This is a genomic window from Gordonia prachuapensis (genome assembly GCF_036350515.1).
In the GTDB taxonomy this organism is placed as follows: domain Bacteria; phylum Actinomycetota; class Actinomycetes; order Mycobacteriales; family Mycobacteriaceae; genus Gordonia; species Gordonia prachuapensis.
The window spans coordinates 91,868-114,219 of the sequence record NZ_JAZDUE010000002.1; the positions used below are offsets into that span (position 1 = coordinate 91,868).

Annotated in this window: 17 protein-coding genes and 1 tRNA gene; 7 read left to right on the forward strand and 11 right to left on the reverse strand. The window is 68.6% G+C overall.

Translation table 11 applies throughout. The features are described from left to right. Positions 1–9: 9 nt before the first annotated feature. Both V1Y59_RS02830 and V1Y59_RS02835 read right to left on the reverse strand, forming a co-directional pair. Positions 10–2,079, reverse strand: coding sequence for an ArnT family glycosyltransferase (locus tag V1Y59_RS02830; RefSeq protein WP_431309084.1), 2,070 nt, complete (start codon positions 2,077–2,079; stop codon positions 10–12). Beyond that, entirely contained in the window at positions 2,076–3,362 is a 1,287-nt protein-coding gene (locus tag V1Y59_RS02835; protein WP_330503323.1) for a bifunctional glycosyltransferase family 2/GtrA family protein, read from the reverse strand. The genes V1Y59_RS02830 and V1Y59_RS02835 overlap by 4 nt, the downstream gene beginning before the upstream one ends. A gap of 134 nt (positions 3,363–3,496) precedes the next feature. Here V1Y59_RS02835 and V1Y59_RS02840 point away from each other — a divergent pair, with 134 nt between their 5' ends. Then, positions 3,497–5,629 (forward strand): RecQ family ATP-dependent DNA helicase, encoded by a 2,133-nt coding sequence (locus tag V1Y59_RS02840; RefSeq protein ID WP_330503325.1) that lies wholly within the window; start codon positions 3,497–3,499, stop codon positions 5,627–5,629. A gap of 48 nt (positions 5,630–5,677) precedes the next feature. On the opposite strand, the gene V1Y59_RS02845 is transcribed toward V1Y59_RS02840, so the two are convergent. After that, complete coding sequence (locus V1Y59_RS02845) at positions 5,678–6,106, reverse strand: HIT family protein (protein WP_330431391.1); 429 nt, start codon at positions 6,104–6,106, stop codon at positions 5,678–5,680. A gap of 81 nt (positions 6,107–6,187) precedes the next feature. On the opposite strand from V1Y59_RS02845, the gene V1Y59_RS02850 reads away from it, so the two are divergent. Continuing rightward, a complete protein-coding gene (locus tag V1Y59_RS02850) occupies positions 6,188–7,294 on the forward strand; it encodes a DNA adenine methylase (protein ID WP_431309085.1) in 1,107 nt (368 codons plus the stop codon). A gap of 129 nt (positions 7,295–7,423) precedes the next feature. Continuing rightward, positions 7,424–8,263: a hypothetical protein gene (locus V1Y59_RS02855; RefSeq protein WP_330503326.1), complete on the forward strand. Its 840-nt coding sequence runs from the start codon at positions 7,424–7,426 to the stop codon at positions 8,261–8,263. A gap of 11 nt (positions 8,264–8,274) precedes the next feature. On the opposite strand, the gene V1Y59_RS02860 is transcribed toward V1Y59_RS02855, so the two are convergent. The 5 genes from V1Y59_RS02860 to V1Y59_RS02880 all read right to left on the reverse strand — a co-directional run bounded on the left by V1Y59_RS02860 (position 8,275) and on the right by V1Y59_RS02880 (position 12,924). Beyond that, on the reverse strand, positions 8,275–8,952 hold the full coding sequence (locus tag V1Y59_RS02860) for a DUF899 domain-containing protein (RefSeq protein WP_330503327.1): 678 nt from the start codon (positions 8,950–8,952) through the stop codon (positions 8,275–8,277). Positions 8,953–9,011: 59 nt separating this feature from the next. Next, a complete protein-coding gene (locus V1Y59_RS02865) occupies positions 9,012–10,511 on the reverse strand; it encodes a sensor histidine kinase (RefSeq protein ID WP_431309086.1) in 1,500 nt (499 codons plus the stop codon). After that, on the reverse strand, positions 10,508–11,245 hold the full coding sequence (locus V1Y59_RS02870; RefSeq protein WP_330503328.1) for a response regulator transcription factor: 738 nt from the start codon (positions 11,243–11,245) through the stop codon (positions 10,508–10,510). The genes V1Y59_RS02865 and V1Y59_RS02870 overlap by 4 nt, the downstream gene beginning before the upstream one ends. 90 nt (positions 11,246–11,335) lie before the next feature. Continuing rightward, the gene (locus V1Y59_RS02875; RefSeq protein ID WP_330503329.1) at positions 11,336–12,526 is read right to left on the reverse strand and encodes a winged helix DNA-binding domain-containing protein; all 1,191 of its coding nucleotides are present in this window, start codon (positions 12,524–12,526) and stop codon (positions 11,336–11,338) included. After that, a complete protein-coding gene (locus tag V1Y59_RS02880) occupies positions 12,526–12,924 on the reverse strand; it encodes a RidA family protein (RefSeq protein WP_330503330.1) in 399 nt (132 codons plus the stop codon). Before V1Y59_RS02880 ends, V1Y59_RS02875 begins: the two co-directional genes overlap by 1 nt. A 371-nt stretch (positions 12,925–13,295) precedes the next feature. Here V1Y59_RS02880 and V1Y59_RS02885 point away from each other — a divergent pair, with 371 nt between their 5' ends. Further along, positions 13,296–17,096, forward strand: coding sequence for an nSTAND1 domain-containing NTPase (locus tag V1Y59_RS02885; RefSeq protein ID WP_330503331.1), 3,801 nt, complete (start codon positions 13,296–13,298; stop codon positions 17,094–17,096). 272 nt (positions 17,097–17,368) lie between these two features. Here the strand turns inward: V1Y59_RS02885 and V1Y59_RS02890 are convergent, their stop codons facing one another. After that, entirely contained in the window at positions 17,369–17,647 is a 279-nt protein-coding gene (locus tag V1Y59_RS02890) for a hypothetical protein (RefSeq protein ID WP_330503332.1), read from the reverse strand. 189 nt (positions 17,648–17,836) lie between these two features. Further along, positions 17,837–19,384: a carboxylesterase/lipase family protein gene (locus V1Y59_RS02895; RefSeq protein WP_330503333.1), complete on the reverse strand. Its 1,548-nt coding sequence runs from the start codon at positions 19,382–19,384 to the stop codon at positions 17,837–17,839. 160 nt (positions 19,385–19,544) lie between these two features. On the opposite strand from V1Y59_RS02895, the gene V1Y59_RS02900 reads away from it, so the two are divergent. Continuing rightward, a complete protein-coding gene (locus V1Y59_RS02900; protein WP_431309094.1) occupies positions 19,545–20,390 on the forward strand; it encodes a formylglycine-generating enzyme family protein in 846 nt (281 codons plus the stop codon). Positions 20,391–20,539: 149 nt separating this feature from the next. On the opposite strand, the gene V1Y59_RS02905 is transcribed toward V1Y59_RS02900, so the two are convergent. Continuing rightward, positions 20,540–20,614, reverse strand: a tRNA-Thr gene (locus tag V1Y59_RS02905). A 4-nt stretch (positions 20,615–20,618) separates the two neighbouring features. Here V1Y59_RS02905 and V1Y59_RS02910 point away from each other — a divergent pair. Both V1Y59_RS02910 and V1Y59_RS02915 read left to right on the forward strand, forming a co-directional pair. After that, positions 20,619–22,103: a threonine/serine exporter family protein gene (locus V1Y59_RS02910; RefSeq protein ID WP_330503336.1), complete on the forward strand. Its 1,485-nt coding sequence runs from the start codon at positions 20,619–20,621 to the stop codon at positions 22,101–22,103. A gap of 84 nt (positions 22,104–22,187) precedes the next feature. Then, entirely contained in the window at positions 22,188–22,349 is a 162-nt protein-coding gene (locus V1Y59_RS02915; protein ID WP_006330670.1) for a hypothetical protein, read from the forward strand. Positions 22,350–22,352: the final 3 nt, after the last annotated feature.

Below are 22,352 nucleotides of genomic sequence, written 5' to 3' on the forward strand. Positions count from 1 at the left end.
GGCCAGACGTCAGGTGGTGGGCGCCGTGAGGTCGTAGACGGTGGTGCCGTCGACGGTGGTCTCGGTGAAGTTGTCGGCGACCCACGCGGCGATCTGCGCTGACGGTTGCGACTCGTCCGTGTTGCCGAATCCGCGACCGCCGCCGAGGAAGTAGTGGATCTTCCTCTCCGCCACCAGTTCCTGGAACTGCTGCAGCGTCGGCGACGGATCGGTGCCGTTGAAACCGCCGATCGGCATCACTGAGTATCCCGACTCGAGCTGGTATCCCGACGCCTCGTTGGAACCGACCGCGGCGGCGACCCACGTGTACTGGTCGGCGTCCTCCTGGAGCATCGCGACGAGTTCGTCGCCGGGGTGCGAGCCCATCAGAAGGCCACCGGGTCCGCCGGCTCCCCCTGCGCCTCCGGCACCGGGACCACCCATGCCTCCGCCGGCACCGGGCATCGTCCCGGCGGCGCCGGCGGTGGGACCGCCCGCGGTTCCGGCTGCCTGTGCCCCGTCGGCGCCCGGTCCTCCGGCTCCACCGCGCGGTCCGCCACCGCCGGGGCCACCGCCACCGGGTCCGCCCCCGCCCGGACCGAATCCACCCTCCGCACGCGGGCCGGCACTGATGATCGAGCCCTGCTTCGGTGTCGCGATCGTGTCGACGGTGTACGCGATGGGGCCGGCCACGCCGGCACCGAGGGCGGCGACCACGGCCACCGCCGACAGGTACGTCCGGTGCGCGACCAACATCAGGATGCCGCCGAACAGGCCGACAAACAGCACCATCCACCGCAGCCACGGCACGAAGTCGGGTGAACGGCCCAGCAAGACGAAGCTCCAGATCGCAGCGATCCAGACCGCCGTCCCCAGCACGATCCGCACCCAGAGCCGATGACGCTGCGACCAGCAGACCGTCGCGCCACCGGCGACCACCGCCGCGACGGCAGGCGCCAACGCGGCCGTGTAGTAGCTGTGGAAGATGCCGGCCATGAAGCTGAAGACCGCCATCGTGACGAGCAGCCACAGTCCCCACACCACGAGGTAGGCGCGGCGCGGGTCCGTCCGTCGGGCCTTGCCGATCAGGACGAGGGCGGCGACGAGGAGCAGAAGCCCGGTCGGGATGAGCCAGGCGATCTGACCGCCCTGCGCGGGCTCGAACATCCGCAGCCAGCCGGTGTCGCCCCACATCCCGCCGCCGGCGCCACCGCCGGGTCCTCCGTATCCGCCACCGGGCACGACACTTCCGGTCTCGTTGCCGTTCAGGCGGCCCAGGCCGTTGTAGCCCAGGGTGAGTTCCAGGATCGAGTTGTTCTGCGAGCCACCGATGTACGGCCGGGACGTCGCCGGCCACAACTCGACGGCGAGAATCCACCAGCCGGCGCTGACGATCAGGACACCCAACGCCGCGAAGAGGTGTCCGATGCGCCTGATCCAGGTGTGTTGCCCGAACGCCAGATACGTGATCGCCAGCGGCGGGACGATCAGCATCACCTGCAGCTGTTTGGTGAGGAATCCGAATCCGACGAACACGCCGGTGAGGATCATCCATCGGAGTCGGCCGTCGTCGATCGCCTTCAGCGTCGCCCAGACCGCGGCGATCATCAGCAGGATCAGCAGGGCCTCGGGGTTGTTGAAGCGGAACATCATTGCCGCCACCGGCGTGACGGCCAGTACGACACCGGCGAGGATGCCGGGCCAGTGGCCGAAGTACTTCTTGGTGATCAGGTACAGCAGCGCCACCGACGCCACGCCCATCAGCACCTCGGGAACGAGGACGGACCAGGAGTTCAGTCCGAAGATCCGGACCGACAGGCTCGGAATCCACAGCGCGGCAGGAGGTTTGTCGACCGTGATGGAGTTCGCCATGTCCGACGACCCGAAGAACCAGGCCGTCCACGACTCCGAGCCCGCCTGGATCGCCGCGGAGTAGAACGAGTTGGCCCAACCGTTGGCCGACAGATTCCACAGATAGGCGACTGCGGTACCCACCAACAGAGCGACCACCGAGAGTGGCTGCCAGAGCCCCGCTTCCCGCTTGCGCTCAGGCGTGGCCGGCTCGGCGGTCATCACAGATGTCGTGTCGATGACGCTCATTCGGCGGCTCCGTCGACCGCGGCGGCAGGCGCGCCGGTCGGGTGGGTGCGGAACACCCAGCGGTGGCCGACGAACCGGGTGATGGTCGCGACGAGATTCGCAACCACGAGCACGGCGAGCTCGACATGTTTCGACGCCCCGGGGGCGACGCCGTGCAACACGATCAACGATCCCGCCGTGACCACCCAGCCGAACGCGAACACGCCCAGCCCGAAGAAGTGGTGACGCAGCATGCCGTCGCGACCGGACACGCCGAAACTGAAGCGACGGTTTGCCGCCGTGTTGAGGACGGCTGTGATGGCGAGGGCGACGAAGTTGGAGACCTGGGCGCCGAGGAAGGCGTGCAGCAGCAGGTAGAGAATCGCGTACGCGGCGGTCGAGGCGACACCGATGACACAGAAGCGCGCGAGCTGGCCGATCAGGCCGTGCGGGACGCCGTCGATCTCGGGTCCGGGTGCGCGGTCGCGGCCGACGGCCGCACGCAACTGGGCGATCGGCAGCCGGCCGGCGGCCAATGCGTATCCGACTCGGGCGCAGCCCTTCAAATCGGCGATGGCGGTGGCGACGATGTCGACGGTGCTGTCGGGGTCGTCGACCCAGTCGACGGGCACCTCGGCGATGCGCAGTCCGATGCGTTCGGCCAGCACGAGCAGTTCGGTGTCGAAGAACCAGCCGGTGTCCTCGACGTAGGGCAGCACCCGGCGGGCGACGTCGGCGCGCATCGCCTTGAACCCGCACTGCGCGTCGGAGAACTTCGCCCGCATCGTCGTCTTGAGGATCAGGTTGTACGAGCGCGAGATCAGCTCTCGTTTGGGTCCCCGGACCACGCGGGCGGAGCGCGACAGGCGGGTGCCGATGGCCACGTCGGAGTGCCCGGAGATCAGCGGAGCGATGAGCGGCATCAGCGCGTTCAGGTCGGTGGACAGGTCGACGTCGCAGTACGCGACGATCTGGGCGTCGCTGGCCTGCCACACCGCGTTGAGTGCGCGCCCGCGGCCCTTCTGTTCCAGATGGGCCACCCGCACGCCGTCGATCTCGTCGGCGAGCTGCGTGGCGATCGCCAGGGTCGAGTCGGTGCTGGCGTTGTCGGCGACGGTGATGCGGGCCGGGTAGGGCACGGCGGCGCGCAGATGGTCGACAAGCCGTCGTACCGATCCGGCGAGGTCGGCCTCTTCGTTGTAGACAGGGACGACGATGTCGAGGACGGGTGCTGGTGTCGAGCTGTCGGCGACGATCTGCACCCGCTCTCCCACCGTCGGGAGGATTTCTGGCTCTGCTGTCATGAGTACGAGAATCGGCCGCGCAGCTTCGCCTACTCTGCGTCGACGCTGTCAGCTTCCTGTGAACGATCGGCTCGCTGTCCACAGGCCCCGACGGGCGGCCTGAGCGTGTCGGTTCGAGCAGATAGGTTGGCGTCATGTCTCCCGCAGCAGCGACCCTGACCCCCGATCAGCAAGCGGCCGCCGACCGGGTGATCGAGAGTCTGGCCGGGCGCGGGGCGCGCCTGCGTGACGACCAGCTCACCGCGGTGTCCGCGCTGGTCGAGCCCGCGGCCCGGGTGCTGGTGGTGCAGGCCACCGGGTGGGGTAAGTCGGCGGTGTATTGGTCGGCGACGGCGATCCTGCGTGCAGCCGGCGCCGGGAGCGAAGCGAGCGGGCCGAATCAACACCATTCGGGTCCGACGTTGATCGTGTCGCCACTGCTGTCGTTGATGCGGGATCAGGTGGCCGCGGCCGAACGTGCGGGGTTGCGGGCGGCGACGCTGAACTCGTCGAACTTCGACGACTGGTCGGTGATCGAGGCGCAATTGCGCGCCGGAGATCTGGACGTCCTGTTGGTGTCGCCGGAGCGGCTCGCGAACCCGGGGTTCGGCCGCCGGGTGCTCGACGCGCTGGCCGGCCGACTGGGTCTGCTGGTGATCGACGAGGCGCATGCCATCTCCGACTGGGGTCACGACTTCCGCCCCGACTACCGCCGCGTCTCCGATGTGCTGCAGACACTCAATCCGCAGACACCGGTGTTGGCGACCACCGCGACCGCCAATGCCCGGGTCACCGACGACGTCGCGGCCCAACTGGGCGGTCAGACCCTGGTGCTGCGCGGCCCGCTGGCCCGTAAGTCGTTGCATCTGAACGTGATCGACGACCTGTCACCGATCGAGCGGTACGGGTGGGTGGCGCAGTACCTGCCCGACCTACCTGGGTCCGGAATCGTGTACGTACTGACCGTTGCCGACGCCGATCGGCTCGTCGCCGCCATCGCGGCTGTGCACGGCGACGATGTCCCGGTGGCCGCCTACACCGGACAGCTCGACGCAGCACGCCGCCACGAACTCGAAGACGCGTTGCTACGCAACGAGGTGAAGGCGCTGGTCGCGACGTCGGCGCTCGGGATGGGTTACGACAAACCCGATCTCGGCTTCGTGGTGCACGTCGGTTCCCCTCCGTCACCGGTCTCCTACTATCAGCAGGTCGGGCGTGCGGGGCGCGCACTCGACGACGCCGTGGTGATGTTGTTGGCGTCCCGCACCGACGACGCCATCTGGGACTATTTCGCCACCGCGACCATCCCCGACCCGGACAAGATGACGGCCCTCCTCGCCGCTCTCGACGAGGCGGACGGCCCGATGTCGGTGCCACAACTCGAGGCCTCCACCGGATTCCGTAGGGGCCGTGTCGAATTGATGCTCAAGCAGCTGTCGGTGGACGGTGCCACCGACCGCGGACCGGACGGATGGACAGCGACCGGGACTCCGTGGTCGTACGACCACGACCATTACGACGGCGTGATCGGTGTGCGACGGCGTGAGGCCGACATCATGCGCGACTACGTGGCGGGGCGGCAATGTCTGATGCAGTTGCTGACATCGTCGCTCGACGACCCGGAGGCACAACCGTGCGGCCGGTGTTCGGTGTGTCGTGGACAACTGACCGAACCGCTGTCGGCGGAGGTTTCGGCCGAGATCGTGCGTACGATCACCGGCGCCCTGCGTCGTTCGGCCGTGCTGCTCGAACCCCGCAAGATGTGGCCCGGTGGGTCGTTCGGCACCCGCGGCCGCATTCCGGCCGGTCTCGCCGCGGAGACCGGGCGGGTCCTCGCGCACGCCGACGCACCCGAGTGGGCCGACCTGCTGGCAGGTGCGCGCCGCGGCGACGACCAAGCAGTTGCCGACCTCGGCGACGCGGCGGTCGCCACCCTGAGCGCTTGGGTGCGCGAGTCCGGTGCGCGTCCCGACGTCATCGCCGCATTGCGGTTGACCGGAACGGCACTGGCCGACAAGGTCGCCGAGCATCTGTGTCGGGTCGGGCGTCGGCCCGGTCTGACGATCCCGGTGCGGATGGGCGATCCACCAGGTCGTGACGCGACCGGCGCCACCGAGGCCTCCTACTGGCGCGACCATCTGGGCGAGATGCCCGATGTCGCGGGACAGAACGTGCTGCTCGTCGTCGACGAGACGTCGTCGGGCTGGCCGATCACGGTTGCTGCCGCCGCGCTGCGTGAGGCCGGCGCCGCCGCGGTGTCCCCGCTGCTCGTCCATCGTTCGGTCTGACGCGGCACCCGCGGAGCGCCTCACCCGGTCCCTGAGGAGCGAGCTTGCTCAGGCGTCGGCGACGTACTCCCCGTAGCCGGTTCCGCGGAGCGCGGCGCGAATCCTCTCCGCGGCGTCGTCGAGCGCGGCCGGATCGGGGTCCTTCTGCGCATTGCCCAGATCGAAGTCGTCCATGCTGGCCAGCGGGAACACATGAATGTGCACGTGCGGCACCTCGAGTCCCGCGATCATCGTGCCGATGCGGTCTGCCCCGAATGCCTCCTTGACCGCCCGGCCCACCCGCTGGGACACATCCGCGAGGTGGGTGTACGTCGCGGTGTCCATCTGCTCCCAGTGATCGACCTCTTTGCGCGGGACGACCAGCACGTGGCCCGGGGTGACCGGGTTGATGGTGAGGAAGGCGACGGCCTGGCCGTCCTTCCACACGAAGCGTCCCGGGAGTTCGCCGTTGATGATCTTGGTGAAGACGGAAGCCATGGGCATCACTGTAGCCGCGAGGTCGGGCGCGCCCGCCGTGTTGTGCCCGTCCTGTCGGAGGTCCATGACATTCTTTTCCGTGTGAGTCGACCAGAGTTCACCCGTCGTGCGCAGGCGCGGGTCCACAGCGTGGTGTCGTCGTCGGAGGTCGTCGAGTCGGCGCAGCGCTTCCCTCGGCTGCGCTACATGGGCTCCAAGTATCGGCTCCTGCCGCACCTCGAACGCACTTTTGCCGAGATCGGTGGAACCACCGCGGTCGACGCGTTCTCCGGCTCTGGGGTCGTGTCGTATCTGTTGAAGGCTCAGGGCTTTCAAGTCCTGAGCAACGATTTCCTGACGTTCCCCCACATCATCACCCGCGCGACGGTCGCCAACTCGAGCGTGCGACTGGAGCCGGAGCTGATCGAGGAGATCTGCGGTCCACCCGCCGACGACCGCGACTTCATCCGCTCCACCTTCGACGGCCTCTACTTCGACGCCGAGGACCGCGCGTTCCTCGACTCGGCGTGGTCGCACATCGACCGGTTGCGCGGCTACCGCCGGGACCTGGCGATCTCGGCCCTGGTGCTGTCGGCGGCCCGCAAGCAGCCACGCGGCGTGTTCACCTTCACCGATTCCTCACGGTATGCCGACGGCCGCCGTGACCTGCGGATGTCGTTGCGCGATCATTTCCGCACGCGGTCAGCGGCCGAGTACAACGCAACCGTGTTCAGCAACGGAAGGTCGAATCGCAGTGTCAGCGGCGATATCTTCGACCTCGACCTCAGCGCGCTGGACGGTCCCCCGGACCTCGTCTACCTCGATCCCCCCTATGCGCCGCCGACCGACGACAACGACTACATCAAGCGGTACCACTTCCTCGAAGGTCTCAGTGCGTACTGGCGCGGCATGACCATCATGGAGCACACCAAGACCAAGAAGCTCACCAAGCGCTACACACCGTTCGCGTACAAGCACTCGATCGACGACGCGCTCCTCCGCACGTTCGAGCACTTCGAGAACGCGGGCGCCATCGTGTTGTCCTATTCGTCGAACGCGCTGCCCGGAGCCGACCGGATCATCGACCTGCTGGGTAAGGTCAAGCCGTCTGTGGAGGTGATCGCGATCGACCACAAGTACAGTTTCGGCACCCACGTCGCCGCCACCCGGCGCGATGTGAGTGAGTACTTGTTCATCGGGCGGGATTGAGCCGGAAGGTGTTTCGTTGTCGGCGGGAGGTAGCGGGGTCTCGATACGCACGCTCGTACCTCGCGGGCTACTCGACCAACGGCGGGGGTGGCGCGGGCTACTCGACCAACGGAAAGGGTGTCGCGGGCGATGAGTGACGCCGGAGACTTCGACGATTATCTGAAGACGTTGGGCCGCCTGACCTCTCACGTCGATCCGACGGCGTCGACCCCGGAGGCGGAGCGGATCGTGGCGGCCACCGGCACCCTCGGCGAGCTGCTCGACACCGACATCGCCGGCCTCGCCGCGTGGGTGCGCGATCACCCAGGCGATGTACCGGTGTTGGGGCTGGCGGTCGGGTTGTCGCAGGAGAAGTTGAAAAACGTTCTGCGAGATCGGTTCGGCACCACCGGGTGGCACGGTGTGGCCCGCACCCAGCCCGTCGATCTGGTGACCTGGCTCGACACCGAGTTCGACCTGGTACGGATGCTGCGAACCCAACTCGCCCGCACGTTCACTTTCGCCGACATTCTCGTCGCCCGCGCCGGCAGCCGGGTCACCGCGACGCGCGCCGGGGCGTCGGGCCGACGCATCGAGGACGAGATCGAGGCCATCGCGCAGGATCTGGGCCTGGACTACGTGACACGATCCCGGTTCACCGGACGGAACGGGCGCACCGCGCCCGCCGACCTGATCATCGGCGACCCCGAGACCGCCGACATCGTCGTTGCGGCGAAGGGGTTCGATTCGACCGGCAGCAAACTCACCGACGCGGTGCGCGAGATCGAGGAGATGGCCGAGGTCCGGCTGCCCAAACAGCTCGTCCTCGCGGTGATCGACGGAATCGGCTGGAAGTCACGGCAATCCGACCTCCGCCGCATCCACCAGCTGTGGGCGGACCGCCAGATCGACGGCATGTACACACTGGTCAGCCTGGACCGATTCCGTGACGACGTGCGCGAATTCGCGACGCTGCGCCGACTGATCTGACTGGACCCCGATCACTCCCCGTACAGCCGCGCGATGTCGGGGGAATCGAGCCAGCCCGAGTAGGTCGGCGTCTGCGGCCAGCCGTCCGGCGAATCCTGCCACTCCTCTCGTCGGCCGTAGGGCAGCAGGTCCATCAGCGCGAATGTGTACGACAGTTGTTCGGTTCCGCGCCCGTTGGTGTGCCAGGTGCGGTAGACGGTGTCGCCGTCGCGGAGGAACACGTTGACGGCGAAGCCCTCTCCTGGCGCGGCGTCGACGTCGGCACCGAAAGTACTCTCCGACGACGAGTACCAGTCCATTTTGTTGCCGACCCTCGCCTTGTAGGCCAGCGCCTCCTCGATGGGCCCGTTGGTCACGATCACGAACCGCGCGTCGTAGTTGTCGAGGAAGTCGAGCCGCGTGAACTGCATGGTCAGACTCGTGCAACCGCCGCACTGGAACTCGGCGCCGTCGGTCCACATGTGGTTGTAGACGATCAGCTGCGACTTCCCGGCGAAGATGTCGGCCAGCCGGATCGGCCCGTCGGCGCCGATCAGCGTGTAGTCCGGCATCTCGACCATGGGCAGGCGTCGTCGCTGTGCGGCGATGGCGTCGAGTTCCCGCGTCGCCGCCTTCTCACGGACTCGGAGATCGGCCAGGGCATCCCGCCAGGTCTGGTCGTCGACGACGGGTGGCGTGTGTGCAGGCATGGGTGTACTCCTCTCGCTCCTACGAGTATCGACCGCGCCCGCCGACGGAATTCATCGTTTCACTCGTCCCGCCGCGGCAAGCGGACCCAGAAAGTCGCCCCCTCACCCGGTGTCGAGTCGACCCCCACCGTCCCGCCATGGGCATCCACCAATGCCGCGACGATGGACAGGCCGAGTCCACTTCCGCCGCCGCGATCGCCGCGCTGACGCGAGGAGTCTCCGCGGTAGAACCGTTCGAAGACGTGGGCGGCCTCGTCGTCGGTGAGGCCCTGCCCGGTGTCGGTGACGGTCACGATGACGTCGTCGCGGCCGGCGGTGCGATCGATCTCGATGCCGGTGGTGATCGACGCGTCGGCCGGAGTGTGTGCGATGGCGTTGTTGATCAGGTTGCGCAGCACCTGCAGCAACCGCGGGGCGTCGCCCGTCACCATCGGCGGTTCGTCGGAGTCACCGACATGGAGCCGGATGTCCCGTTGCGGGGCGGCCACCGTGGCCCCCTGTACCGCATCGGCGGCGACCGCCAGGAGGTCCACCGGCTGCTTCTCGATCGGGCGGTGGGCGTCGAGGCGAGCGAGGACCAGTAGGTCCTCGACGAGCACATTCATCCGGCCGGCCTCGGTGTCGATGCGGCTCATCGCGTCGGCGGCATCCGGGACGCCACCCTGTTTGTAGAGTTCGGCGAATCCCTTGATCGAGGTCAGCGGGGTTCGCAGTTCATGACTCGCGTCGGCGATGAATCGCCGCATCTTCTCCTCGGATGCGCGCGCCTGTTCCTCCGACGACCGTGCCTGTCGCTCCGACGCCGCAGTCCGCGCGAACGCGCGCTGGATCTGACCGAGCATGGTGTTCAGCGACGCGGAGAGGCTGCCGACCTCGGTGTTCTCCGGTGACGGCGGCACCCGCATCGTGAGGTTGCCTGCGGCGATCGCGTGTGCGGTCTCCTCCACTCGTCGCAGGGGCCGAAGGCTGGATCGAACCAGCAGATAGCTGAGCACGCCGAGCGCCAGAACGACCAGCGCACCGATGCCGAGCTGGAGCCACATCAGTCGGGACAGCGTGTCGTGCACATCCGTCAGGGGGGTCGCGACGACCGACACGCCGAACGGGTTCTCATCCTTGATCACTCGCCATTGCGGGCCGTCGCCGCCCTCGGAGTCGATCGTCGTCGGCCCGACGTCCCCGGCGGGCAGGTCGTCGAGGTCGGGTTGATGCGAGAAGTCGTTGCTGACGATCGTGTCGCCGTCGGCGGTCACGATCATCGAGTAGTACTGCGACGGCGGGCGACGAGGACCCAACGGCGGTCCCGGCAACTGGCTGACGGGTTCCCGGGGTTTCGCCCAGGTCTCCACCGCCGACGTCAGCCCCTCGTCCGTCCGGGACATGAGGTCCTGCTTCATGGCGGAGGTGACCGCAACGCCGGACGCGAACAGTCCGAGAGCCACCAGCACCAGCGTCAACCCGACCAGCGACAGCCGCAGTGGTACACCGCGTCTGCCATGGCCGCCGGTCGCCGGGCCGACGGGATGGCCGGTCGGCTCGGCCGCCGGGGTGGTGGTCACCCGCGGGGCTCACGCATGACGTACCCGACTCCGCGCAGGGTGTGGATCAGCCGCTTGTCGCCGGTGTCCAGCTTGCGACGCAGGTAGGAGACATAGGACTCGACGACGTTGACCTCGCCGCCGAAGTCGTAGTTCCACACGTGATCGAGGATGCGAGGCTTCGACAGCACCGTTCCGGCATTCACCATGAAGTAGCGCAGCAAGGTGAACTCGGTCGGCGAGAGTGGCACCAACTCCCCGGCCTTCCACACCTCGTGGGTCTCGTCGTCGAGTTCGATGTCGGCGAAGGTGATGCGCGCCGACTCCGCGCCCTGCTCGTCGAATCCGCCACGGCGCAGCAGTACCTGCAGACGAGCGACGACCTCCTCGAGGGAGAACGGCTTGGTCACGTAGTCGTCGCCGCCGATGGTCAGGCCGTTGATCTTGTCCTCCACCGAGTCACGCGCGGAGAGAAACAGCGCCGGCGCCTCGATGCCGTCGGCCCGGAGTCGTCGCAACAGGCCGAAACCGTCCATTCCGGGCATCATCACATCGAGGATGAGCGCGGCCGGTTTGAACGTGCGGCACCGGTCGAGCGCCGCGGGGCCGTTGGCCGCGGTCGCCACGTCGTACCCCTGGAACTTGAGCGAGACGGACAGCAACTCGCGGATGTTCTCCTCGTCGTCGACGACGAGGACCTTGGCACCGCGCCCGCCTGCCGAAGTCCCAGCTGCCGAGATGTCGGATTCGCTCATGTCACCACCTTCTCCGACCAGGCTGCCACGGATCTGCATGATTGCTGGGAGCTTGCTGTGAATGCTCGCGCGCGGCGACGGCGCCGCGGCTCAGCGCTTCATGAACGGCGCCGGATACCCCGCCGTCAGACGGGTCTCGCCCAGCCATTCGGCGAGTTCGTCGGCTCGCGCGGCGAGCGCCCGGGCGGCCTCCCGGGACACCGTCTCGAAAGTCTGCACCTCGATCCGCCCGCCGTCGACCTGACGCCAGCCGCCGACGATGCGTCCGTCCCACCAGGCGCTCTGGCCTCCGTTGCCGTTGCTGTCGAAGATCTGCGCGGCGTGGTCACCGAGATAGAAGCCGCGTTGCTTCCATCCCATGGTTGCCGGATCCAGTTCCGGTAGCAGCGCCGCCTGCGGTTCCACGTCGTCGTCGGATGCGGTCGTCCCAGGCACGTCGTCGGCGAGGACATAGCCGACAGACCCGCCGTCGAGATCGACCTCGACGACGTCGAGGTCGGCGAGCGCTGCGCGCACGGCGCGCTTAGTGGATCCCAGCCACCACACGATGTCGGTCTCGGTGCCCGGCCCGAACGTCCGCAGCCATCGACGGATCAGTGCGCGGTGCCCGTCGGCGGCGGAGACCTGCGGCAGCGGATGCCCGAGCCACGACTGCATCGACACCCACGACGGCCGCGACAGTGTCCACCGTCCGCTGTTCGGGCCGCGCACGATCTCGCCGGCCGCGCTCATCATGTTCAGCACCCGCGGCCCCATCGCGGTGCGACCGCCCCACGACTTGCCCTCGCCGAACACGATGTGACCGTCCAGGGCGGGGTTGCGGGCGCGCAACTCGGTCGATGTCCGGGCCGTGCCGTCGGCGAGATCGGCGAGGACGGCGGCGCGAGCAGCGTCGATCCAGCCCTCCGGATCGTCGAAGTCGGGACTGCGCCGCAGATCGCGCAGCATGTTGGTCCGCTCGGATGCGGTGACGCGCGGCCCGACCGCGCCGATCGCCTCGGCGAGCGTGTCGTGCCCGAACACGAACAGGGTGCGACGCATGGCGAGCTGCTTGACGAGGGTCCGGTCCGTGTACAGGGCGTCGTCCATCGCGTCGGGCTCGAAGCCGTCGACGCGTGCCCACGCCGACAGGTACACAGTCGACGCCGTCGTGGCGTGCAGGCCGACGACGGCATCGGCGGCCGCCGTCACCGTCGTCGCTCGACTGTTCACCGCGAGCAGATGTCGTCGCTGCAGCCGGCGGCGTCGGGCCTCGTCGTCGATCGCGGGCCGCGCGGCCATCACGCGGGCGGGGCGGCGATCGCCTCGATCTCCACGAGTTGGTCGTCATAGGCGAGCACGGTCACGCCGAGCATCATGGCCGGCGGAACGGGCTCGCCGAACTCGGCGACGACCGCCGCCCATGCGACGACCAGATCGGCTTGGAGATTCTCGGCGACGTAGATGGTGAGTTTGACGATGTCGGCCATCGATGCGTTCTGCTCGGCGAGGACGGTCCGCAGGTTCGTGAGGCAGGTGCGGGTCTGACCGACCACATCGCCGGTCGGTTCCACCGACCCGGTGGCGTCGAGCGGGCTGATGCCGGCGGTGAACAACAGCGGCCCCGGAGACACGGACGCGCTGTAGGCGAACCCGGCGGCCGGCAGTGTGGACGAGCCGTTCAAGTGGACGCGTGCCATGCCGCGATCCTAACCGGGAAGGTTGGCTGCAGCCGTTGCGCGACCCGCACCCCCGACCAAGCGGCGTCCGTCGCGCCACCGCGCGTCGTGCAACGGCTGCAGCCACGCGCTCGATGGCGGTCTCGCGCGTTGCTCTGTAGTTCACTCCGTCCACCCTTCGACTGCCAGTGCCCAGCCCGTCCGGCGCCCAAATGTGCTGTTCAGGGTGGAATCGAACATTCCGGACCGGACACCGGACGGCCTCCGGCACGATGGAACCCCATCGATAGACCCGCTCACCAGCGTGTTCCGGCTCACTCGAATGGCGGTCGAGGCATCCGACGGAGCATGATGGGGCGAGATTGTCGGTCGGGGGTTTTCGGTGATGGTGAGTGGACTTCGGTAGTGCGTTGGCGCGCCTGTTCGTACAGGCTGGACGCCCCACGTTGCGTGCCGCCGCGGCGCGGTCCACGGTGTCGGCGCAACGGATCAGTGACTGGCGCAACGGCCGCCACCTGCCGCGGGATTTCGCGACCGTCGAACCGCTGCTGCTATGGCTCACCGCGCGCGCCGTCGCCGACGGCCAGGATGATGTACTCAACCTCCCGCAGTGGCGCGAACTGTGGGACAAACACCTCACCGAAACCGATGCCGACGATCCACCGGGTCCCGCGACGACCACCACCGTGGCGCGGCCCTACGCCGGCCTCGCCACGATCACCGCGGCCGACAGCGCCGTGTTCTTCGGCCGCGACGATCTCGTCTCGACGCTCGTGGACGCCATCGTCGATGCCGCCGTCGCGCCGTCCGGTCCGCGTCTCGTCGTTGTCGCCGGGGTCTCCGGGTCCGGCAAGTCGTCACTCCTCGATGCCGGACTCGCCCGCGATCGGCGCATCGTCCGACCGCGCCGCGCCGCCATCACCACGAGCGGTGTCCGCGTCGATCCCCTCACCGACGACGGCGGGGTCGTCGTCGCCCCGGATCCGGTCGGCGACGAGGTGTGCGACGTCATCGTCCTCGATCAGTTCGAGAACGTGTTCGCGCAGGCGCCGGAAACCCTCGTCGACACGATGCGCGCGGTCGAGGAGCTGTCGGCAGAATCGGTCGTGGTGATCGGCGTGCGCGCCGACTTCTTCGGCCAATGCGTGGAGTTCGCGTTCCTGGCGCAGGCGTGGCAATCGCGTTGCGTGATCGTTTCCGAGATGACCGGCGCCCAGCTTCGTGAGGTCATCACCGGACCGGTCCGGCTCGCGGGGGGCCGGATCGAGTCGGGCCTCGCGGACGTCATGATCAGCGACCTGCACGCCGCGTCGACGATCGGCGACCGCGCCGGACGTCTGCCGCTGTTGGCGCACGTGCTGGCGGCCACCTGGTCACGGCGGTCGGGCAACCGCATGACGATCTCCGGATACCGGGCCACCGGCGGCATCGCCCGAGCGGTCGCCGACACCGCGGAGGCGGCGTGGTCAGCGGTCGATTCGGAGGACCGGAACCTGGCCCGGGCCCTGCTGCTGGCGTTGGTCCACGTCGGTCCCGGTGGGGTGGCGCTGCGTGTGCCACTGCACACCGAGACCATCGCAGATCGGTTTCCGAAGCGGATCTCGGCGGTCATCGACATCTTCGCGCAGGCACGCCTGCTCATCGTGACGTCGGACTCGATCATGCTGGTGCACGACGTCGTGTTGACGTCGTGGCCGAGGCTCGCGGAGTGGATCGCCGCCGACTCCGGCATCCACGTGTGGCGCCAACAGCTGGCCACCGACACGGTCGCGTGGCTCGAGACGGACCGCAGCCGGTCGTTCCTCTACACCGGGTCGCGCCTCGACGATGCCCGCCGGCACCGGGATGCGCTGCGACGCAGCTACCAGCACCTACTGACCACCGAGAACGAGGAATTCCTCGATGCCGCGGTCACCCAGCAGCGCCGACGACGACTGATCCAGATGCTGTCCATCGCTGTCGTCGTGGTGCTCGCGGTGGTCTCGACGATCACCGCGGCGATCGGGTTCCGGCAAGCCCATGACCTGACGCAGCAGCGCAACAACGCCGAGCGCGCCGCCCTGCTCTCCCACATCGACAGCCTGCAGCAGACGAATCCGTCGCTGGCGGCGCGGTTGCTGCTCGTCGCGCTCGACCTCTACCCCGACGACCCGACCGTCAGCCAGCGTGTTCTCGGCGCCGCCACCAGCCCCCTCTCGGAACCGTTGAGCGGCCACTCCGGGCCGGTGTACGACGTCAACTTCTCCGCCGACAGCTCGATGTTCGCGTCCGCCAGCGGCGACCGCACCGCGCGGCTGTGGGAGCGGACCGCGGGTGGCTCCTACCAGTCGGTGTCGACGCTGCGCGGTTACGGCAACTACCTCACCTCGGTGGCATTCCATCCGACCCGGCCACTGCTCGTGACCGGCAGCGGCGACGGCACCGTCCGCATCTGGAACATCGCCACGCCGTCGGCGCCACGCCAGCGGACGTCGGTGAGTCCGGGCCACGGCACGGTCTACATGGTGCGGTTCGCACCGGACGGTTCCCATCTCGCCGCTTCCTCCGACGACGGCACCGTCACCATCTACGCCGTCGACGACACCGGCGCGCTGCGCGAGACCACCGTGCTCGACGCGCACACCGCCGCTGCCCGCACCGTGTCGTACAGCCCGGACGGCCGACTGCTCGCCACCGGCGGCGACGACCGCGTCGTCCGCCTCTACGACACCCGCGACGGCGACGTCCCGATCCCGGCGACACCGGCCATCACCGGTTTTCCGAGCATCACCCATGCGGTGGCGTTCAGCCCCGACAGCCGCACGCTCGCGGTGACCGGCGACAGCCCCAACGCCCAGCTGTGGGATGTGTCCACACCGTCGCGGCCCACTGCGCTGTCCACCTCGCTGCCCAACACCACTGCGGGGTCGTGGTCGATCTCCTTCGACGACGACGGCGACCAGCTCGCATCCGCCCGCGCCGACGGCCGGGTGACCGTGTGGAACACCGTCGACCCGGACATGCCGGTGACCCAGTGGACGTTGCAGTCGTCGAGCACTCAGGGCACGCCCGAGCAAGGGTCGGTCCGGACGTTCTCGACGGTGTTCAGTCCCGACGGCACCAGCATGGTCGTCGGCCGTTCCGACGGCGCCATCGACCTGTGGCACCTGCCGTCCGGGGTGATGCCCGACCGCGGCGGTACCGTCACCGGTCTCGCCAACGACGCCGACGGCAGCGTGCTGACCACGGTGGGCACCGACACCACGCTCAACGTGTGGTCGACCGGCGCGGACGGGTGGGTGCGACAGTCCCGCACGCCGATCCAGCGTCGCGTGAACGATCACCCGTCGGTCAGCGTGAACGCCGACGGCACGCTGGCGGCCACCGCGAACAACAACGGCGGACTGGTGCAGTTGTGGGACATCGGCGACCATTCGTCGCCGCGGGCGACCGCGGATCTACGGGTCTCGACGCGCTACACCAACGCGATCGCGTTCGCCCCGCAGGCCGACATCCTCGCAGCCGGCGCCACCGACACCACGGTCCAGCTGTGGGACACCGCCGACCCGCGGCGGCCGGTGCCGATCAGCGCGCCGCTCGCCGGTCCGAGTGATCTGATCCGCAGCGTCGCGTTCAGTCCGGATGGCCGCCACCTCGCGGTGACCTCCGACGACAAGCAGACCTATCTCTACGATCTCGACCGGGACCAGACGTCGCCGTCGGCGGTGATCAACGATACGAGCCCGGCGGCTCGGGCCGTGTTCAGCCGCGACGGCGAGACGCTGATCATCGCGGCACGCGATCTGACCACCTGGGACGTCCGGGACGGTCGCACCGTTCTGATCGAGCGCAAACCGAACATCCACGCGGCAACGTTGTCGTTGACGCCGATGCGGCTGGTCGTCGGCACCACCACCCACCACCTGACGACCTTCGTGTTCGAGGACGGGCGACTCGGTGCCCAGCAGTCCATCGTGCCGCTGATGTCCACCACCGACACCACCACGCGGTGGCAGTTCCCCGATCACATGTACAGCGACGACACCATCATCACCGCCGGTGACGTGACCGGCAGCGTGCACTTGCAGACCACCGACCTCGCCACCGCGAGCAGGTGGATCTGCGACACCACGCCCCGGTTGAGCGACTCCCAACGTGAGACGTACCTGCCGCACACCGACATCCCCGACGAGTGCCGGGGCGAGTCCGGCTAGACAGGCTCGCGCGGGCCGGTCACGCTCGCGCGGTCCGTCTCGGTTTGCGCGGTCCGTCTCGGTTTGCGCGGTCCGTCTCGGTTTGCGCGGTCCGTCTCGGTTCGCGCGGTCCGTCTCGGTTCGCGCGGTCCGTCGACCACCCGCGGCAACCGAGCCGACCCGCGTGAGCAGGCGCGATCCGCGTCGCCGACCGGGCCGCGACGAACCCCACAACGACGAAACCCGCCGCAGGCGTACCTGCGGCGGGTCTCGGTCCAGCATGCGTCGAAGTGTCAGTACTCCGGGAACAGTGTCAGGGCGAACTCGCCGAGCGGCGCCAGCTCCGGATTGTCCTCGACCGCCTTGTCGATGCCGAGCTTGATGTTGTCGAGTGTCGGCGCAGCGTTCTCGACGGTCGGCTCGATCGTCGGCAGCGGCTGCGCGGTCGCAGGCGCCGCCGCGAATGCCATGGCGCCGGCCATCGCCGCGCCGGCGAACCCGGCCCCGAGCACGCGACGAACGATCTTCCCCCGCGAAACCTGAACGCCCGACTTCTTGAAACCCCGGTCCATGTCGTTGACCGCCTTTCCCCCGCAGAAGGCGCGAGAGTCGTGATGTGTGACTGCAGTGACCCAATGTATGCGGTCTTTGCATCCGCAGGCACATCGTGATGGCTTGAGTCACAAAAGTTATCGGGAAGCGACCATTACCAGCAACAACGACGCCTTCAGCACAGCGAACCGGATGGCGCGGGGGCCACCTCAACGGAAGCTGAGCACCTCGTCACCCCAGGCGTCGCGGATCTCGCGGTCCAGATCGTCGACCACCCGGTCGTCGCCGTCGATCACGAGCGACGTCCGGGTCTGTGCGTCGTAGACCGGCCACCGCAGTGCGCCGCCGTCGTCCGGGTTGCCGCGGTGTGCGTAGGACGTCCAGCGGCGTTGCATGCGCTCCGATATCGCCTCGCCGGTCTTTCGTCCGCCGAGCTTGAACGTGATGTCGGCGGGGCCGGCCACCAGGTTGCCCCAGACGTAGGGCAGTTCGGTCGCGTGCGTGGCGCCCACCCGCAACGCCCGCAGCATCCGGGTGGCCCAGTCGAACCGGTAGAGGTGGACGGGGGTGTGCTGCGCGTGCGCCTCGGCGAGCCACACGGTCGGCATGCGGAACGCGATGTCGCGGGCGACGCCGAGGCCGGCGACCTTGGGTCGCATGCCGGAGTACGCGGAGGTGATCTGTGCACGGGGCGGCAACTGCACGTCCGGATACTCGACGATCATCGACGCGAACATCCGCTCGATGTCGGCAGGCGTGATGGGCATGAGCGGGGACTTCATCCACTTGAACAAGGCGGCCTCGTCCTTGTTGGTCCCGATCATGAGCGGCACCCGCAGCGAGTCGCCGGCCCGGAACACGTCCATCGGATGGCGGGGCACCAGATCACCGTCGATGACCGGGGCGAATGCGATGGTGCCCGGACTGTCGGCGGGGACGTCGGTGAACACCTTCATCGTCGCCTCGGTGATCCGATCGACGTCTATCGTCTCGAGGCGCGCCGCATCGGCGGGTCCGAGGTCGAGCGCGCTCAGGACCCGCGCGGCGATGCCGGCCGAGCGCTCGTGGTCGTACATCGACGTGGCCGGAGAGCTCTGTGCGATGGCGCGATGGAACAGCCCTCGCGCAGCCGGCATCGTCAGCAGTGTGGTGACGATGCCCGCACCCGCCGATTCGCCGAACACGGTCACCGCGTCCGGGTCCCCGCCGAACGCGGCGATGTTCTGCCGAACCCACTGCAGGGCGAGCAGGACGTCGCTGAGCGCCACGTTCGACTCGAACCGGCGCGGGTCGCCCTCGGGTCTGGTCTCGTCGAGTGAGGTCAGATCGACGAAACCCAGGGCACCGAGTCGATAGTTGAGCGTCACCACCACGACGTCGCCGCGGCGGGCGAGCGTGCTCGCCTCGTACAACGGCTGGCTTCCACTGCCGAACACGTACGCACCGCCGTGCAGCCACACCATCACCGGCAGCGGCCGGTCGGCGTCGGGGCGCCAGACGTTGAGGAACAGGCAGTCCTCCGACATCGAGGCGTCCTTGCCGAGCCCGATCGCCGGGTTGCGTTCCTGCGGACACACCGGCCCGAAGGTGGTGGCGTCGACGACGTCGTCGTGACGCTCGGGCGGTCGGGCACGCCGCCACCGGAGCTCACCGACCGGCGGTGACGCGTAGCGGATGCCCCGCCAGATGTCGACACCGTCCCCGCGGGTGCCGCGAACCGGTCCGTACGTGGTCGTCACGACCAGATCGTTCGACATCTCTCCATCGTGATGGGTGGTGGCTCGATGCGCCCGCAGAACGCCGGGGTATGCCCGGACGGGGTGCCGTTGCTCGACTCCCGACACCAGGGAGACACGCCCTAGAGTCGGACGGGTGGCACTGTCCGACCTCGTCCCGCTGTCCGGCGGCCGCTTCCGCATGGGTTCCGACAGGCACTATCCGGAGGAACGTCCCGCTCACGACCGTGCCGTGGATTCGTTCGCGATCGAACGCCATCCGGTGACCACCGCCCAGTTCGCCGAGTTCGTCGAGGCGACGGGGTATGTGACGGTCGCCGAGGAGACCGTGGACCCGGCCGATTTCCCCGATGCCGACCCGTCGATGCTGGTGCCGGGGTCGGTCGTGTTCACCCCGACGCCCGGTCCGGTCGATCTCCGCGATTGGCGCCAATGGTGGCGATGGCAGCCCGGCGCGTCGTGGCGTCGACCCGACGGCGGTGACCTGTCGGTCGAGGACCGGGCCGATCACCCGGTCGTGCACGTCGCGTATCGCGACGCCGCCGCGTACGCCGAGTGGGCCGGCCGCCGGCTACCTACCGAGGCCGAGTGGGAGTTCGCGGCGCGCGGTGGACTCCACGACGCCGAGTTCGCCTGGGAGGGAGATGAACTGCGGCCCGCCGGGCGGGACATGGCGAACACCTGGAAGGGCGCGTTCCCCTATCGCAACGAGGGGTGGGGAGCGACGTCGCCGGTCGGCGCCCATCCGGCCAACGGCTACGGGCTGCTCGACATGATCGGCAATGTGTGGGAACGCTGCGTCGACACCTACGTGCCGCGGCATTTCGTCCCGGGGACGGGCTCCGTCGCCGCAGACGGACGGCCGGATCTGCTCGCCCCGACGACGTCGCCGCAGGTCATGCGGGTCACCAAGGGCGGGTCACATCTGTGCGCGCCGGAGTACTGCCGCCGCTACCGGCCGGCCGCGCGCTCGGCCCAGTCGGACGATTCGGCGACGTCGCATCTGGGGTTTCGATGTGTGGTCTGACCAGCGACGTTCCAGCGAGATGAGTCCGGTCACACACCGGAACCCGACCGGCCCGGTGGCCGTTGACTTCTGGGCGCCGGGAACAGCCGGTTCTCAGAGCCCCCTGCCGGAGGCGGGTTCTCAGAGCCCCCCTGCCGGAGGCGGGTTCTTGGAGCCCCCTGTCAGGATTGAACTGACGACCGCTCGCTTACAAGGCGAGTGCTCTACCACTGAGCTAAGGAGGCATGCGTGCGCGAGTATATCGGCCGTGCGTTGGGGTGGCTGAACCCCGTCCGGCTGATCGAGGACCGACCGGCGACGATCGACACGATCGAACCCGGCAGCATCATGGTCTCGCCGCGCAAGCCGATCGACCGGTTCGACGTCGCGGCGATCACCGAGGTCCTCGACCTCGCCACCAAGATCGGTGCGGTACTGCTGGATTCGGGCACGGCTGCCATCGACACCCAGCAGCAGATCGCGTTCGTCTGCGGTGTGTACGGGCTCGAGGACGTCGAGGTGGATGTCACGTACAACACCATCGTCGTCAGTGCCCGGCGCGGCGCGACGCTGCCGCCGATCACCACGATGGAGCAGGTCTACTACCGGTCGATGGACTTCACGCGGCTGGCCCAGATCGACCGCCTGGTGCGACGCATCCGCGACATGGCGATCACGCCGTCGAGCGCCCACCGCATGGTCGACGAGATCATCACCGCTCCGCACCCGTACCGGCACCGGGTGGCCACCGCCGCGTGGGGTCTGATGGCCGCGAGCATCTCGGTGCTCCTCGGCGGCGCGGAGCTCGGCGCGGTGCTGGCGTTCCTGACGACAGTGGTCATCGTCGTCGTGAACCGCAGACTCAACCGGATCGGCACCCCGGTGTTCTTCCAGCAGTTCACCGGCGGTTTCATCGCCGTCGTCCCCGCAGCGGTGACGTTCGGATTGACCCAGAACACGAGCATCAACCTGTCTCCGTCGTTCGTCATCGCGGCCGGCATCGTCGTCCTGCTGTCCGGTCTGTCCCTGGTCGGCTCCGTCCAGGACGCCATCACCGGCGCACCGATCACCGGTGTGGCCAGGTTCTTCGAGTTGTTGCTGATGACCGGCGGGTTGATCGCGGGCGTCGGTATCGCGATCAGCCTGCTGGAGAACGCGGGGATCTTCCTGCCGACGATCACACCGACCACCACTTTCCCCGCGGTCGAGCTGCCCGTCCGCATCTTGGCGGGTGGGCTCGCAGCCCTTGCCTTCGCACTGGCGAGCTACGCCGAGAAGCGGGCACTGCCGGTGGCGTTCATGAGTGGCGCGCTCGGCGCCGCGGTGGTGGCGTCGGCCACCTTCGTCGGCGCCATCGGCGACGTGGTGGCGAGTGCACTGGCCGCGGCGCTCGTCGGCCTGGTCGGCGGCCTGCTCGCTCGGCGCGCGCTGACCCCGCCGCTGGTCGTCGCGATCGCCGGTATCACCCCGCTGCTGCCCGGTCTCGCCGTGTATCGCGCTCTGTACGGACTGCTCGGTGACCAGACCCTCGACGGCATCACCTGGATGATGAGCGCCCTCGGTGTCGGCGCCGCGCTGGCCGCGGGTGTGACGCTGGGTGAGTTCATCGCCCGTTCGTTGCGCCGCCCGCAACTGCCGGTGCGGCCCGCCTGGATGTCGATGCTCCGCCGGAACCGGATGCAGGGCTACCGACGTCGCGAGGTCGCGCCGGATGTCAGACAACGAAACAGGTAGCATCGGAATGCGCGCACCAACGCCGGGCGCGTATGCCTCGCCGGTCGCCGCCGGGGCACGCCGTTGTGAAGCAAGAGGACCTCAATGCCTGCGAAGACCACCGACATCACCGACGACGAGTTGGAGCCGGTAGCCGACGAGACCGCCAGCTCGGCGCGTCGTGTCGTCGCCGCCTACGCGACCGACGCCGACGAGTGCCGGATGCTGCTGTCGATGCTGGGAATCGCGCCGGGCGAGAACGCCTGACCA